Genomic DNA, 15,665 nt, shown 5'->3' with positions numbered 1-15,665 from the left:
AGCTGTTCACCTCTTAAACACCTTAAGAAGCTTAAACACCTTGTCTACGACGAAATCAAACTCTTCCTCAGTCATATCAGGATAAAGGGGAAGGCTTATTTCGCTTTTTGAGGCCTCCTCTGTAATAGGTAAGAAGCTCTCCTTAACACCAAGGGTTCTAAGGTAATAAGAGTGAAGATGAACCGGTGGGGAATAGTGAACGCTTATCCCCACTCCCTCCTTCTCAAGAGAAAGAGCAAACTCATCACGAGAACACCTTAAAGCTTCTAAATTAAGCCTTAAAGGATATATATAATATGAAGGAAAGGCGTATTTCTTAACAACAGGTTTTATCAAAGCCTCCTCATCTTTGAAAGCTTCATTATAAAGCTCAAACCACTTTTTCCTTTTTAAGAGGAGATCCTTAGCCTTAGACAGCTGAACCAATCCTATAGCAGCTTGAATATCAGTAAAGTTATATTTATATCCAAGCTCAAGAGCATCATACTTCCACAGCCTGCCATTTATAGGGTAAACTATACCGTGATGAGATATAACTCTAAGCCTTCCTATTACCTCTTTACTTCCACATACCAAACCTCCCTCTCCAGTAGTTATGGGCTTGTTTGGATAGAAGCTAAAAACCGTTATGTCACTTAAACTATCGCTCCCTATCATTCTTCCATTATATGAAGCACCAAAGGCATGAGCAGCATCTTCAACGATACGAATATTATAATCTTTCGCTATATTCTTAAACTCATCCATATCACAAGGGTGCCCTGCAAAATGAACGGGAAGAATAGCCTTGGTTTTGCGTGTTATCCTCTTTAAGACCTCTTGAGGAGAGAGATTCATCGTCTCAGGGTCTATATCAGCAAATACCGGTTTGGCACCTACATAAAGTATCGCTTGAACTGTAGCTACATGAGTTAAGGAAGTTGTTATAACTTCGTCTCCAGGCTTTAAACCTAAAGACAAAAGCGCAAGATGAAGACCAGCGGTCCCAGAGGAAACTGCAAGGCAATCGGAAGCCGAAAGGAAGCTCTTACAACTTTCCTCAAACTTCTCAGTTAGCCTACCCTTAGTCAGCCATCCGCTCCTTAAGACCTCAGCTACGCTTTCTATCTCTTCATTCCCAATAGATGGCTTAAAGAAGGGAACACTCATTAGCTTAGATCCTCCCAACGGAGATCCTCTCCCTTCATGATATTCCTTTTAGCCTTTTTACCTAAAACATTTTTAAGATCCTCTACGCCTATCCCCCTCTTAGGTCTAACTAAAGATAACATCCTCCTTTCTATAATCGTTCCTCTCGGTATATCTATAGCGGCTTTGATTCCTCTCCTCCCCTTTGTTCTTACCTCCGATTCGCATGGTAAAGGCTCTTTTCTACCGCTTCCAAACATCTTCTCTATCTTCCTTATCTTGTTAACCATATCAGCAAGCTCATCAGGAGTTAAAGAGTGAATATGATCAGGTCCTTGTAAAGACTTATCTAAAGTAAAATGCTTCTCTATAGCTACAGCTCCCATGGAGACAGCAACCAAAGCTGCCTCTATACCTATGCTATGATCAGAAAAACCAACAGGAAGATAAAAGTGCCTCCAGAGGTCATTAATAGCCCTTAAATTCAACTCCTCCTGAGGAGCAGGATAACAAGAAACACAGTGAAGAAGTATTACTCTGTCGTTTTCCTCTCCATACACACAATCTACAGCAGACGCTACCTCCTCAATAGTAGCCCCACCGGTAGATAGAAATACCGGTTTCCACTTCCTAGCCACATGACTTATAAGCTCAAAGTTAGTTATATCTCCCGAAGCTATTTTGTAAGCCAAAGCACCTATATCCTCCATTATCCTCACAGCCTCAAGATCAAAGGGAGTAGCCATAAAGATAATGCCCTCCTTCTCAGCAAGGTAAGCAAGCTCCTTCCAAAGGCTATCAGGAAGCTCATACTTCTTAAACATCTCAAATTCAGGTGTTCCCTCCTCAACGAGGTTTTCCGCATGAAATATCTGAAACTTAACCGCATCAGCGCCGCTTTTTGCGGCCTGTCTTATAAGCTCTTTCGCAAGCTCCACATCACCATTGTGATTTATCCCAGCCTCAGCTATAACAAAGCAAGGAGCTCCCATACCTATGAACTTCCTGCCAACTCTAACCATTCTTATTATTCCACCTCTCATCTACTTCAAATTTGCTCTTCTGAATAACATGCTTATTCAAGACGGCTATTTCAGATCTAGCTATTAAAAGCTCAATAACATCTCCAATCTTCCAATCTACTTTATCCCTCATTTCCCTAAATATCGCCCTAATAAGCTCAAGATCCTCAGGGTAATCTACAGTTAACCTAAAGCTATCATACTTAAAATCTGGAAAAGCTTTAAGATATATAACTTTAAATTTATCAGGGTTTTCATTTATATAAGGAGTTACATGTTCTCTCTGATAGGGAGATTTTGCCTCCTCATAAGCCCTTTTCAGAGCACCAAAGGAAATAACTTCTGTAGAGGCTCCAAGAGGAAGACCAACAAAGGTTACATAGTCAGCCCTTTTATTAACAGCGCTCATAACTGCCTCGTCCATATGCTCTGGATCAGTTAATGGGTTATCAGCAGTTATCCTTACTACGTAATCCGCCTCAAACAAATAAGCAGCCTTATAAAACCTATCAAGCACATCTATAGGATCTCCTCTGAAGACTTGATAACCTCCTCTCCTTACAACCTCAACCAAAACATCATCCTCAGGGAGATTTGAGGTAGCTATAATAAAGCTATCCACTCTCCTGGAAAACCTTAATCTCTCAAGCAAAAAGAGAATAAGAGGTTTACCATCAAGCTCCGCAAGCACCTTACCTGGAAAGCGCCTTGACCCCATCCTGGCCTGAACTAATCCCACTATCCTCAAATTAAACCCCTCCTAAGGGAGTCTTGAAAAATATAGGATCGTTATAACAGCTCATGTAAAGCTCTTCAAAATCGTAAAAAGGAGACAGTTTCTTTCCACACGCCAAGTCTAAACTCCATTTGACGAAATTAGCACCTGAAGCTAACGTTAAGGCTATCCCTCCCGAAAAACGGGGATTTATCTCTATGAAGAAAAGCCCCTCTTCTCCCCATATGCATTGAATATTAACTGGACCTAATGGCCTAAGAATCTCACATATTTTTCTACCCCAGGATATCAGCTCTGAACTTCTAACTGTTCTTCCCCTTATAGAAACCCCATCACTCACCAAAATCCTCTCCCTTGGAACCACCGATATCACCTTACCCTCAAGGTCAACAAAGGCATCTATGGTATACTCCCTACCTTCTATGTACCTCTGAATGAGGTAATCCTCACTTATACTTTCGGGAATAACCTCTCCTTTATTAAGGGAAAAGTTACCCCTACTTCCTCTACCAAACCTCTTCTTAAACATGGCCTTAAAGGGCAAAGTATATCCTCTTTTAAACTCATCAAGGGTAAAGGTGTCTGGAGTGGGAATACCGTTCTTTTTAAAGAAAAAGAGGGTCTTAAGCTTATCATTGCAAGTCAGAACTACATCTAATGGGGAAACCAAGGGGAATACACCTTCTTCAAATAGAGCCTCTCTGATTGAGGCTATAACCAAAAGATCATCATCAGTCGTTGGTACAACCAAATCTATTTTTTCTCTCTTAACGAGGTCTAACACAAATTTGGGAAACTCCGGAGATAGAGTCAAAGGGGCTTTGTAAAAAAAATCAGCCACATAGATGGCCGGTGAAAGGGAATCTATATCAGTAGCATAAACTATCGCATACTGCTTAAAGCTTCTAACCAACACCACCTTTCTTGAAGCTGAAGTAATTAGAACCTTCACCATTTACCACCCATTCGGCAACCTCTAAAAGATCTCTCCCTATGAATAAGGGATTTAATGCTTCTACCTTTTCTCTCATATAATCATAAAAACCTAAACCAAAGCCCGTTAAAACAAAAATTCCCGCACAACCAACACGGTTAGCAAGTTCAAGATCCATAAGTTGATCCCCTACCACAAAGGAGCTCCTTAAATCTATACCTAACTCCCTAACAGCCCTTTCTATCATTCCTGGATTGGGCTTCTTGCAAGGAGCATTACTAACAAAGGGAGAATAATACAAGGCATCTATAATAGCTCCCTCTCTCCATAAAAGCTCAAGCATTCGCATATTCACAAGGTGTAAGATATCATGCGTATAGTATCCTCTCTCTATGCCACCCTGATTAGTAACGACTACTATTTTCCACCCTGCTTCTCTAAGAAGCTTTATACCAAGAGCTACTCTATCTAATAGTTTAACGCGTTCAGGATGATTAAGATATCCCATATTGTCAAGAATAGTACCATCTCTATCTATGAAGGCCGCCCTAACCATAACTTCAATGACGCAATTGTCGAGCCAAGGATAAAAGGTAATCGGTTAGCTTGCCCCACTCCTCAACCGTTGGAGCTACTTCATAAGCCAGAAGATCCGAAAGCCTTATAAAATCCCTGTCCTCAAGAGCCTTAGAAACTTCCCCCAACCTGGTTATTACCAAATCTCTCTCCGTTTCAAAATCAATACCTTCTACCTTCTTCCATTCAACCCCAAGTAAAAGAGCGGTATATTCAAAGACCTTTATCAGCCAACCGATCCCTTCAACAGCCTTAGGAAGAAGCATTAAGGCTTTTTTAAACTCTCCCACTCTAAATAAAGAAGCTATATCCTTTAATCCTCCTGCAAGCCGAGGCAAGTAAACCTGAAGATCAGTCAAAGATTCCCTAACAAGCTCCACTACACTTTTGCTAAAAAAGGATATCTCTTTAACTTTACTTACATCAACCTCCTCAAGCTTTCTTTCACCGAGAGGCTTTCCATCCAACTCCACCCTCGTTATTACTCTACCGCTTCTTTTAAGCTCCTCTTCAACCTTAGAGACAACCTCACCAACCTCCATATCCTCAAGGTCTATTCTCTCTTCCTCATCGACGAAGACTTTAACCATATAACTTCCTCCTTTTAATCTATATCTATTTTGATCCACTTAAGCTCGCTAAATAGGCTGAAAGCCAATTGCTTTGGCTTTGCAATTTGCTCAAGGCTTCCTCAAGGGCTATGAATCTATTCCAGAGGGAACTTTCCTTCTCAGCCAATCTTGCCTCCATATCAGCTTTTTCCTTTTCAAGGCGATTAAGCTGCTGATCTATAGTACCACCAGTCCCAGCTGTAGAAAGTATAATACCGCCCCACCTTGTGTAATTATAGAGTATATCTTTTATCCTCCTAGCTACTCCCCAGTAATCTTTGTTTTCAGCATCTCCCACATAGCTTGCAGTGACATTAACCCCCGGTGAAGGAGCATTTCCCAAAAGAACCCTACCTGTAGAGTAGCTTAAGCTAAACTCACCCATGCCTGGTACACCAGCCACAAGAGAGTAGCTATTACCCCCAACTCTCACGCTTGGCGGTTGCTCCATAGACACAGGCGTTACACTTAAACGATAAACTGTCCTTCTTGAGGCAGCGTATCTTTCCGCAATCTGAGATCCGCTTAAAATGGAATTATAAACCGCTACCTCATCTATTATACCATTAAACGGATTTCTTTCAGAATAATTATTAGCAGAACCCACAGTTAAGCTTCGAGAGTTAACTTGTGCTGAGCCGCCTCCATCTCCAACTACCCAGCTTCCCGAAACCAAAGCATTATTTATCCTAACACTTATAGAGTTCCCATCCCCAAATTTAAAACTTACAGCTAAATGATACCAGTTTCCGCTACTTATCTGAGCTAAAGAGGTTCTATAAACATGCTCTGTGCCAACAGAATCAACATAAAAGAATTCGAGCTCACTTCCATTAAGCCTTAAACCATAATTTGTACCCAAATCATCACCTTTAACGAGAATGGTTTGAAGCCCACTTGTACTTGTGGGCTTTATCCAAGCCTCAAGCGTCAAGGAATCAGTTATATCAAGCAATGGGTTTGAAGCTATACTGACATAATCTGAAACACCATTAAAGTATAGAGCATAATTTCCTCCTTCAAGAGATCTCGAGGCTCCTACAACTTGAGCATTAAGCCCATTACCAGAGTAATCATAGGATGTGCTTCCAGCTCTTTCATCAAAGTGCCACAAACCTATGGGACTACCTATCTTGTATTCCATTAAACTCTCCGATTCTACATAGCGCCCCTCGGCAGCAAAGAGCCTATATACTTTCAAAGGATCCCTTTCAATAGCCTCTCTAAACTTGCCTTCGTCGAACTCCAAGTGTCCCTTCTTAGCCTGTTCTATAGCTGCTGAACCGATACTCCACGAGCCTGTTGTTAATCCTACTTGGCTTACTATCTCTAATCCTGGAACTCCAGGGACTTTCCTCGTTATTTCGTCTCTCAATCTGTAATACAAAAGCCTTAAGCTCGTTTCTTCCCTAAGTATCCCTTGCTTTTTTTCCTCATCAGTCTGGGGATCCACAACAACCCTTTCAGTGAGATACTTACTTAAAAGATCAACTGTCTCGTTATACTTCTCAACAAACTTTTTCATAGCTTCGACAGCCTTATCAACGTTATAAGTAACACTAAGTCGAGCATTCCCTACACTTTGGAGGCTTAAGGTTATCTCTGGAATAGCATTCCTAACAGTATTGGTAGAAGAAGTTATAGCAACTCCATTAACTTTAACGATCGCATCTTGAGCGATCTGAAGAACATTAATCTTCTCCTTAGCATCGTTTAAAATACCTAGGGATTCCAACACCTCGCTTGAATCGGCACCGCCAGAGACGCTTCCCGAATCGATAAGCGTTATACCGGCAGAGCTCCCTGTATTGATATTCTCCAAAACAAGCTTCCCTCCGATAATATAAGCCTTAACTTTGGTTTGGTTGGTCACAGAGTTTATAGCATCCCTAACCTCATTTAAAGTGTAAGCATCGCTCACTGTAATAGCCACACCATTGATATAAAACGTGTGACTTCCTGTCCCTGAGCCGGTACCTATGGGAGCACTTGGATCAGAAAAGTAACTCCCGCTTAGTCTTTCCCCATAAGCAAGCTGAACCACCTCAATATCATAGCTTCCGGGAGTAGCATAATTAGTTGCTTTCCCAGTAACTACGCTCTCGTTTGTAGATTTAACAGTTCGGGAGGTGAAGGTAACAGAAAAGGTAAGATCACCAATAGAGTTATACAAAGACAAAAGAGAGCTATTAACCTCAAGAAGGGCCTCCTTCTTCCACTTAAGGTAATTTATCTTCTCCTCAAGCCTCTTTAAAGGCTGTTTTTCAACCTCCATAAGCTTCTCCACTATGGAGGACGTATCCAAACCAGAAATTAGACCGCTAAACTGAATTGAAGATGTCGCCAACTTCCTTCACCTCCCACTTATATTATTCGGAAAGGAAAATAGGAGCCTAAGCCTTTTCATCAAAAAGAACCCCCATAAGCTCCATCATTTTTGCAAACATATCAAGTATCCTCTCAGGCGGTATCTCCCTTATAACCTTATCGTTTTTAACATCAACCACCTTAACAACCCAGAACTTCGTTTCCTCATGAAGCTTAAATTTAAGCTGGATGTTAAAAAGATCAAAAAACTTATTAAATTTATCCACAATATCTTTCAGCTCTTCTTTATTAAGCTCTCCCTGCGCAGCCTTTTTCTGATCCTCTTGAATCTTCTTCAAAGGCTCTGAGAGCGCTTTCTCCTGATGAGCTTCCTTTTTAACTACCTGAATTGTTTTAAAGTCCGCCTCCAGTTTCATGTCCTCGATCCTCATACCCTCAAAACACCTCCAACCCTAAAAGAGAAAAGGGGAAGAGCGCCAACATGGGCACTCCCCCCCTTCCCATCAAACAGTAGATCGTTATCTCAACAGCTGTAACACGGTCTGAGGTATCGTATTAGCCTGAGCAAGCATAGCAGTACCAGATTGAAGAAGTATCTGAAGCTTAGTAAACTGCATCATTTCCTGAGCCATATCTACGTCCCTAATTCTAGATTCAGCAGCCTGTGTATTCTCCTGAGCTACCCTCAGATTCCTTATAGTATGCTCAAGCCTGTTCTGGAAAGCACCAAGCTTCGCACGCTGGTCAGAAACCCTGTTTATAGCATCGCTAAGCTTAGTTAACGCAAGCTCAGCCCCCTCATGAGTAGTAACATCAAGCTCAGTTATACCAAGACCATCAGTGCTCAAAGAATCTATATCTATCCTCATAGTCTCACCCTCGTTAGCTCCAACATGAAGGAAGAGGTTCTTGTCCGTCTTAACTCTCACTTCAGCAGCACTACCCCAAAGGTAAACTTCATCAGTAGTATCACCAGATGAAGGATCAACGTAAGAGAAAGTTTTAGCTGTTGCCCAAGGAGTATTAGAACCTTTAACCTCAAGGCTTAAGCCAACAGCCTTCTTAGTGTAGTCGTAATTAAGCGGAGTGTAAACGTTATTACCGATCTTCTGTTTGTCAAGCTTAACCAAGTAGCCTTGCCCCTCAATTATAAGAGCTTTATCATGGTATATAGCTATATGATTACCAAACTGGTCAGTAGAATATACCCTGACTTTTACGTTAACACCGGTTGTTGAGCGAGCACCTATGACTGTTGAATCAAGAATACCATTAGCATTGGCAGCGCTGAAACCTATATTGCTAAGAGCTCGAGAAGTATTGGTAGTCACATCACCAGTGGCCATATCTATCTTCCTATTAGCCTCGGAAACATCGGAGTAAAGAATTATCTTGTTATTAGGATCGGGAGTTATCTGGTAAAGCCTTAAGCGCGCTTGCCCATCTTGAGCTCCAGTCGTAACAACCTCCGCCTTAACACCTGTCACCTCAGAGTAACTATTGATTCTAGCAGCAACGGAAACGAGAGACTGTAAATTCAATCCTATACTATCATCCCTTAAGGTTATCCATACACCGTTTATCCTTATTCGATCCCCATTTACAAACTGATTGGTAAAGACGCCTGTCGTTATTCCCTCCGCTCCCTCAAACCACCTTTCATTGGAATCGCCACCCCTTCTGATCAATGTATAACCCCCAGATAAGACATCAACACCACTACTAAAGCCAAGAGCGTTTATAAGGCTAACCGTAGAATATCCCAAGTTTATTCCTCTTCCTGGCGTTGCCTCAACCAGTCTAAGCTGCCATGTATGCACGCTTGCGCTGATACCCACTTGTACGGCCTCAGCAACTACACCAGTTTGAGAAGCCTTACTATTTATCATTCCAACTATATCCTGAATCGTATTATTTGCAGCAACATTCCCCACATATATGTTATTTATAAATATCGATCCAGTTGCACCCACAACATCAGAAATATTAGTTGTTATATTACCACCTACTCCACCCATCCTCAAGCCGAAGCCCAGGTCCTTCAACGTTTGATCGTCACCGGAAAGCTGAATCACATTAGAGGTCCCCACATCAAGCTGAACGAGCTGAAGGTGATAAACACCAGGGGTATAAGGATTCTGAACCTTGCGAGCCTCAACGTTAGTTTGGGCTCTTACAGCATTAATCTTATCAACTATGTACTGAAGCTTATCAGAGGCAGCGTTATACTCCTCGGAATCAAAGTGAACCGCTACGCCGTTTATGTATATGTTACCAGTGTGAAGCACCATGCTTGTACCACCGGTTGAATCAAAGGCGGTCCCACCGATAAGCTTAGCCACATCGGCAGCTTGATATATAGCTACCTGATACTTTCCAGCCTCAACGCGGCTATCAGCGCTCATATTAACAACTGTAGCATCTCCCCTAACCTTATTTATGCTGTAAGAAAGCTCTCCAGTCAAAAGCTTTTTGGTGTTAAACTGTGTGGTTTCAGCAATCCTATCTATCTCAGCCCTAAGCTGATCTATTTCCTTCTGTATCTGCTGACGATCGTACGCAGTGTAAGTATCGTTTGCAGCCTGGTTTGCTAGCTCTCTCATTCTCTGCAAAATAGCGTGGATCTCATCCATAGCTCCCTCAGCAGTCTGTATTAAAGATATACCGTCTTGGGAGTTTCTAACAGCCTGAGCTAAACCATTTATCTGGGTCCTCATCTTCTCAGAAATTGCAAGACCTGCAGCATCATCAGAGGCACGGTTAATCCTTAAACCTGAGGAAAGACGCTCAAGCGACTTGGACAAACTCGACTGTGTAATCGTTAAATTACGATAAGCATTTAACGCGGAGATATTGTGATTAACTATCATAAGCCTCACCCTCCTTGGTTAAATCTTTTACACCTTAAGCATCCTTGCCTAAGGTGCCGAGCCTTCCGTTGGCTCTAAAAGCATCCATGCAAAACTATCTTAAACTTATCTTTACATAACTTAACTTCTCCCTCTTAAACCACCTCCTCTCACCATTTATATCGGAAGCCTTAAGACCAACTTAAGAGGCCTTTAAAAATTTTTTATAAAGAGCATCATAAAGACTTAACGTTTTCTCAAAACCGAACTCCCTTAAAACCCTTTCCTTAGCCTTAACAGAAATATACAACAAATCCCCATAATTTTCAAGAGCATATAATAAAGCTTTTAGTATTTCCTTCTCGCCAATCTCACCCAAAGGCAAAGCGTATTCACCACCGCAAACTAAATCCTCAGTCCCCTCAATATTTGAAGATATACAGGGAACTCCCAATGCCATAGCCTCCATTAAAGCTAAACCAAGCCCTTCGCTTTTACTTGGGAAAATAAAAACATCCGAAGCCTTAATCAAAGAATATGGATCTTTTATGTATCCTAAAAACTTAACCCTATAAGGGATTCTCTTAAAAACGGAAAGCATCTCCTTAAAATATCCTCTTTCTCTAACGGGTCCTATAAGGAAAAGATAAGCATCTGCTCCACTACTAATGAAAGCCTCAAAGGCCTTTATAAGCTCAAGGTGTCCCTTTCTCTCAGATATACCACCAAGAGTGGTTATCCATAGAGAACTCTTTGGAACCTTATACTTAAGGGCAAAACGCTCCCTAAGAACTTCCTTAGAAGGGTAAATATCATTAATATAAAGACCAGGTCTTATAACAGACGTCTTATTATTATCAATCCTAAAGGGTATTTTACTTAAAAGGGCGCTTCTATATCCCTCTGAAACGAAGCATATATGATCAACCCTAGTTAAAGCCCAACTGTCCCAGAGATTCATCCAGTCTGGTCTATCAATTCCCCAACTGTGAAAGGTTAAAACTATAGGCATGTTAACCCTTAAAATATCCCTGCAAACTACGCAAGCGGAAGCTGGAACACAAGACTGAGGAGCCAATATACCAAAGCTATCTTTCTCTAATACTTTAAGAAGCTCAGATACGCTTTCCCAAAAGACCTGAGAGGACCTATTGAAAAAGTCTATCTCGTAAATTTGGGAAGAGATCCTTTTAAATTCCTCTTTAAGATCCTTCCACTCAACCCAGTCCCCGCTTCTAGAAACTGAAACCAAAGATATATCCCATCCAAATCTTTTCAGACCTTTAGCGAGATTGGTTAGAAATATCCCAGAGCCATCCTTTAAAACAGGTATTAAAAAAAGCACTCTTTTTAAACCTTGAATATTATGTATATTACATCACCATCCTGAACGATGTAATCTTTACCCTCTATCCTGACAAAACCCTTTTCCTTAGCGATCTTATAATCACCAAGTTTTAATAGAGAATCAACTGCAATAACCTCCGCCTTTATAAAGCCTTTCTCCATATCGCTATGAATTTTACCGGCAGCCTGCAAAACTTTCGTTCCCCTTAGCACAGGCCAGGCCCTTAGCTCCTTTTCGTTAAATGTGAAAAAGGTTATAAGATTCAAAAACTCATAAGATGCTTTTATAAGCCTCTTAACTGAAGATTCAAGTCCCATCTCTCTCATAAGCTCTTGAGCCTCTTCCTGAGAAAGCTCTGAAAGCTCCATCTCAAGACGAGCACAACCCCAAACAACAGGAGAACCTCTTGAAGAGGCCCAGCTTATAAATTTATCCAGCAAGGATTTATCTATCTCCTCAGAAGAGTTGAAATAATAAAGGTGGGGTTTGGTTGAAAGAAGCTGGTAGTATTTAGAGAGCTTTTCAAGCTCCTCTGAAGAGAGTTTTCCCCTCAATGGTTCACCTTTCGAAAGAGGCTCTCTTACCTTTTCCAGCAAGCTTAGCTCTTCCTTCGCCTTTTTATCTCCGACACGAGCAGCTCTTTTATACTTCTCGATCCATTTCTCAACAAGCTCAAGGTCAGACAACATAAGCTCTATCTCAACTATTTGAGCATCCCTAACAGGATCTATGCTCCCCTCAGAGTGAGATACGCTTCCATCCTCAAAAGCTCTGACTACCTCAACTACTGCATCAACCCCCCTTATATGGCTTAGAAACTGATTTCCAAGCCCTTCTCCCTTACTCGCCCCCTTTACTAGCCCAGCTATATCGTAAAATTCTATTTCTGCAGGAGTAACCTTAGGAGGATTTAAAAGCTCAGCAAGCTTTTCCAACCTTTCATCAGGAACAGAAGCAACTCCTTTATGAGGATCAATAGTAGAAAAGGGATAGCTTGCTACTAAAACACCTGCTTTAGTTAAAGCATTAAATAGTGTAGACTTTCCCGCATTAGGTAAACCAACGATTCCTAAGGACAGGGGCATATTAACCTACCTCGCCGGATAGCCTATGGGAAATATATAGAGAGGAGCAATATCTTGAGGAAGGGCAAGAACCCGAGAGACCGCTTCGTCATTGAAAGCCCCTATAGCAACAGTACCAAGGTCCTTTTCTGCGCAAGCAAGATAGATATTTTGCCCTATGTGACCAGCTTCAAGTATTGCGTATCTTTTGCCCCTTTCACCATAAACCGAAGTTATCCTTGGATAATAAACTGCTATAACGATATTAAAAGAGGCATCAGCAACATATCTCTGATTCAAACAGGCTCTTGAAAGATCCCTCATGACATCTCCCTTAAGGTGAAGAGAGACCTTATTTTCAAGGTTAATATATCTATAAACTCCGGGTTCCAAGCCTTCCACATCTCCTAAAACCGCATATATTTGAATTGGGTAGGTAGCTCCTCCAGAAGGAACAACCAGCCTGCCATCAACCTTACCATAGGAAACCCATAAAAGGTAGTCAAAAAGCTCACGAGATACCGTCTTTTTAACAAAACTTCTAACCGATCTTCTCTTTAACAAGAGATCCTTAAGCATGAACATCACCACCTTTTTAAAAGCTTACACTTCAAGTATAACACAAAAATAAAGGCATCCTCCCTTAACTAAAGGGAGGATGCCTTTTCCTTTCAGCATGGAGCCGGTGGCCGGACTCGAACCGACAACCCGTGGATTACGATTCCACCGCTCTGCCTGTTGAGCTACACCGGCATATAAAGAAAATGGCGCTCCCGACGGGATTTGAACCCGTGCCGCCGCCTTGAAAGGGCGGTGTCCTAGGCCCCTAGACGACGGGAGCGACCATGGTGGGCTGTGCAGGGATCGAACCTGCGGCCCTCGGATTAAAAGTCCGATGCTCTACCACTGAGCTAACAGCCCTAAAAGCAAGATAAATATACTATGGGGGATAAAATATGTCAAGGGCCCTGATTTTTATTTTACCATAAAAGCACTATGTTATAATTTCAAGAAGAAAGCCTTGGGAGGTGATTCTTTTGAAGAAGAAAAATAAACAAAGTATTTTTTTAGCTTTACTTATACTCTCATTTCTTTTCTTTGTCTTTTTTACAGAGCTTGCCTTAGCAAACCAAAGGGAAGTGGAGATAAGAGTTGGTTTAGCAACGTGTGTAAGAAGCGCCATCTTCTCCTCAGAAAGCGATATGACAGCTTTCATGGGATCTAAAATCATCTTCAAGGGAAAAGAATTACAGCTTGCTTTTGAGTCAGGATCGATAAAACTTAGCAATAACTCTTATAAGGGAAAGATAAGCATATCACCTCCAAAAGGAGGCTTTATATATTTTGATAGAAAACCCTATAGAGGAAGGTTCGAGGTCATATCTGGCGAGAGCGGCTTAACTATCGTAAATGTCCTATCAATAGAGGAATATCTTTACGGAGTGCTTAAGGCGGAAATCAACCCATCCTGGCCATCTGAAGCTTTAAAAGCGCAAGCAGTCGTTTCAAGAACCTTCGCTTTAAGCAACTTGGGAAGACACGGCAACCAGGGATTTGACCTATGCTCAGGAGTCCATTGCCAAGAGTATAAGGGGCTATCAAACGAGGATCCAACCCTTAACAAAATAATTGATGCCACCAGAGGAGAAGTTTTAACATATAAAGGATTAGTTGCAAAGGCATTTTACCACTCTGATAGCGGCGGATATACCGCATCAGCCAAGTCCGTTTGGGGAGAAGATATACCTTATCTAAGAGGAAGGAGAGAGGATTTTTATAATAATTGCGACTCTCCACACAAGCAATGGAAATTGGAGCTCCCGATAAGCAAGCTCACAGAAATATTGTATGATAACGGCTTTGAAATAGGAACAGTTAAAAACATATTAATAACTAAAAAAGATGATTTCTCTTTCAGAGTTATAACCCTTCGAATATTGGGCACACAAGGAAGCGTAGAGCTACCAGCTACACGCCTTAGACATATGTTAGGCCACACCATCTTAAGGAGCACCGCCTTTGACGTTTCAAAAAGAGAACCTTCAACAAAAAAAGAGACCAAGGATGAAATATCTACCTCACCTTCTCAAATCAGCAAAGAGGAAAGAAGAGCCAAAGCAAGAAACATAAACGTGCGCGAGCTTTTAGCAAAAGGTCTATCCTATGATGAGATAATACTCATACTAGCTGAAGCTTATGGAATATTAGAAAGGGATGTAGCTCCCCAAAATGAAAAGCTTAAAGAAAAAGTGGAATTCAAAGCCAAAGAGGGTGAACCGGTATTTGTATTCGAGGGAAAAGGTTGGGGACACGGAGTAGGAATGAGTCAGTGGGGAGCAAAAACTCTTGCTGAAAGAGGTAAAAGCTACCTTGAGATACTTTACTTCTACTTCCCGGAGACTCAAGTTCAAAGAAAATGGTAAACATAATGGGGAAGGGGTTTAGACCCCTTCCCCATCGCTTTAAACTAAATCGGTTTTATTCTCCTTTCCTCCTCTCCCTCAAGCTTAAACTTTAATAAGGCATCCCTAAGCTTATTAGCCTGTTCACTCAATCTACCACCTATCTCCCTAACCTCACTAGATACTCTCTCCTGATCACCAACAGCCCTCTCTATACCCTCTATTACCTCCATAACATGCCTAACAGACTTAACTATAGAATCCATAGCAGCAGCCATCTGCTCAGTAGCAGCAGATTGATTCTCCACCAACGTAACTATCTCCTTTATACCCTCCCCAACAGATTCTATAGCCTTTATAACATCATTTATCCTATCCCTAGTCATATTAGCTAAGTCCACACTCCTCTTAACAGCACCCTCAGACTCCTTCATCATCCCCTCTAACTTACCTATCTCCTCAACCATCCTCCTAGATAAACCCTCTATCTCAGATGCAGCTAAGTTAGACTCCTCTGCTAACTTCCTAACCTCCTCAGCTACTACAGCAAATCCCCTACCAGCCTCTCCAGCCCTCGCCGCCTCTATAGCCGCATTCAAAGCCAATAAGTTGGTCTGATCAGCTATCCCACTTATCTTAGAAGCTATATCACTTATCTGCGATAAAC

General features: G+C 41.6%; 14 protein-coding genes, 3 tRNA genes and 1 pseudogene. 1 reads left to right on the top strand and 17 read right to left on the bottom strand.

Annotated features, from left to right (window positions below; all coding sequences use genetic code 11):
• Nucleotides 1-6: 6 nt before the first annotated feature.
• From NZ900_08600 to NZ900_08525, 16 genes and pseudogenes are all read right to left on the bottom strand, one after another.
• Entirely contained in the window at nucleotides 7-1,167 is a 1,161-nt protein-coding gene (locus NZ900_08600; protein MCS7234138.1) for a DegT/DnrJ/EryC1/StrS aminotransferase family protein, read from the bottom strand.
• Entirely contained in the window at nucleotides 1,149-2,150 is a 1,002-nt protein-coding gene (locus tag NZ900_08595; protein MCS7234137.1) for an N-acetylneuraminate synthase family protein, read from the bottom strand. The genes NZ900_08600 and NZ900_08595 overlap by 19 nt, the downstream gene beginning before the upstream one ends.
• Nucleotides 2,143-2,889 carry a glycosyltransferase family protein gene (locus NZ900_08590; GenBank protein MCS7234136.1) on the bottom strand — a complete coding sequence of 249 codons (747 nt, stop codon included), beginning with the start codon at nucleotides 2,887-2,889 and terminating at the stop codon, nucleotides 2,143-2,145. Before NZ900_08590 ends, NZ900_08595 begins: the two co-directional genes overlap by 8 nt.
• A gap of 10 nt (nucleotides 2,890-2,899) precedes the next feature.
• Complete coding sequence (locus tag NZ900_08585; protein ID MCS7234135.1) at nucleotides 2,900-3,838, bottom strand: ATP-grasp domain-containing protein; 939 nt, start codon at nucleotides 3,836-3,838, stop codon at nucleotides 2,900-2,902.
• Nucleotides 3,792-4,376: an HAD family hydrolase gene (locus NZ900_08580; GenBank protein MCS7234134.1), complete on the bottom strand. Its 585-nt coding sequence runs from the start codon at nucleotides 4,374-4,376 to the stop codon at nucleotides 3,792-3,794. Before NZ900_08580 ends, NZ900_08585 begins: the two co-directional genes overlap by 47 nt.
• A gap of 4 nt (nucleotides 4,377-4,380) precedes the next feature.
• A complete protein-coding gene (locus NZ900_08575; protein ID MCS7234133.1) occupies nucleotides 4,381-4,986 on the bottom strand; it encodes a hypothetical protein in 606 nt (201 codons plus the stop codon).
• 25 nt (nucleotides 4,987-5,011) lie between these two features.
• Nucleotides 5,012-7,354: a flagellar filament capping protein FliD gene (gene fliD / locus NZ900_08570; protein ID MCS7234132.1), complete on the bottom strand. Its 2,343-nt coding sequence runs from the start codon at nucleotides 7,352-7,354 to the stop codon at nucleotides 5,012-5,014.
• 46 nt (nucleotides 7,355-7,400) lie between these two features.
• Nucleotides 7,401-7,766, bottom strand: a complete 366-nt coding sequence (locus NZ900_08565; protein ID MCS7234131.1) for a flagellar protein FlaG — start codon at nucleotides 7,764-7,766, stop codon at nucleotides 7,401-7,403.
• 87 nt (nucleotides 7,767-7,853) lie between these two features.
• On the bottom strand, nucleotides 7,854-8,204 hold the full coding sequence (locus NZ900_08560; protein ID MCS7234130.1) for a flagellin: 351 nt from the start codon (nucleotides 8,202-8,204) through the stop codon (nucleotides 7,854-7,856).
• Nucleotides 8,205-9,770: 1,566 nt separating this feature from the next.
• Nucleotides 9,771-10,205 (bottom strand): annotated as a pseudogene (locus NZ900_08555) (flagellin).
• A gap of 181 nt (nucleotides 10,206-10,386) precedes the next feature.
• Complete coding sequence (locus NZ900_08550; GenBank protein ID MCS7234129.1) at nucleotides 10,387-11,529, bottom strand: glycosyltransferase family 4 protein; 1,143 nt, start codon at nucleotides 11,527-11,529, stop codon at nucleotides 10,387-10,389.
• A gap of 5 nt (nucleotides 11,530-11,534) precedes the next feature.
• On the bottom strand, nucleotides 11,535-12,611 hold the full coding sequence (gene ychF / locus NZ900_08545; protein MCS7234128.1) for a redox-regulated ATPase YchF: 1,077 nt from the start codon (nucleotides 12,609-12,611) through the stop codon (nucleotides 11,535-11,537).
• Between the two features lie 12 nt (nucleotides 12,612-12,623).
• Nucleotides 12,624-13,175, bottom strand: a complete 552-nt coding sequence (locus tag NZ900_08540; protein ID MCS7234127.1) for a SagB/ThcOx family dehydrogenase — start codon at nucleotides 13,173-13,175, stop codon at nucleotides 12,624-12,626.
• Nucleotides 13,176-13,273: 98 nt separating this feature from the next.
• Nucleotides 13,274-13,349: transfer RNA gene (locus NZ900_08535), tRNA-Thr, on the bottom strand.
• Between the two features lie 12 nt (nucleotides 13,350-13,361).
• Nucleotides 13,362-13,437 (bottom strand) — tRNA-Glu (locus NZ900_08530).
• Nucleotides 13,438-13,442: 5 nt separating this feature from the next.
• Nucleotides 13,443-13,517: transfer RNA gene (locus tag NZ900_08525), tRNA-Lys, on the bottom strand.
• A gap of 116 nt (nucleotides 13,518-13,633) precedes the next feature.
• Between NZ900_08525 and NZ900_08520 the strand changes: the two genes are divergently transcribed.
• Complete coding sequence (locus NZ900_08520; protein ID MCS7234126.1) at nucleotides 13,634-15,019, top strand: SpoIID/LytB domain-containing protein; 1,386 nt, start codon at nucleotides 13,634-13,636, stop codon at nucleotides 15,017-15,019.
• A gap of 44 nt (nucleotides 15,020-15,063) precedes the next feature.
• Here NZ900_08520 and NZ900_08515 read toward each other — a convergent pair.
• Nucleotides 15,064-15,665, bottom strand: a 602-nt coding sequence (locus tag NZ900_08515; GenBank protein ID MCS7234125.1) for a methyl-accepting chemotaxis protein, incomplete at its 5' end; no start/stop codon positions are given.

The organism is Synergistota bacterium (genome assembly GCA_025060595.1).
In the GTDB taxonomy this organism is placed as follows: domain Bacteria; phylum Synergistota; class GBS-1; order GBS-1; family GBS-1; genus 42-11.
The sequence above is the reverse complement of the archived record's forward strand: the minus strand, read 5'-3'. Positions and strand labels throughout refer to the sequence as shown.

Coding starts and splice junctions, on each gene's coding strand:
- NZ900_08595 (MCS7234137.1), bottom strand. CDS start 2,150: ATGGTTAGAGTTGGCAGGAAGTTCATAGGTATGGGAGCTCCTTGCTTT.
- NZ900_08580 (MCS7234134.1), bottom strand. CDS start 4,376: ATGGTTAGGGCGGCCTTCATAGATAGAGATGGTACTATTCTTGACAAT.
- NZ900_08575 (MCS7234133.1), bottom strand. CDS start 4,986: ATGGTTAAAGTCTTCGTCGATGAGGAAGAGAGAATAGACCTTGAGGAT.
- NZ900_08565 (MCS7234131.1), bottom strand. CDS start 7,766: ATGAGGATCGAGGACATGAAACTGGAGGCGGACTTTAAAACAATTCAG.
- NZ900_08560 (MCS7234130.1), bottom strand. CDS start 8,204: ATGAGGATAGATATAGATTCTTTGAGCACTGATGGTCTTGGTATAACT.
- NZ900_08540 (MCS7234127.1), bottom strand. CDS start 13,175: ATGCTTAAGGATCTCTTGTTAAAGAGAAGATCGGTTAGAAGTTTTGTT.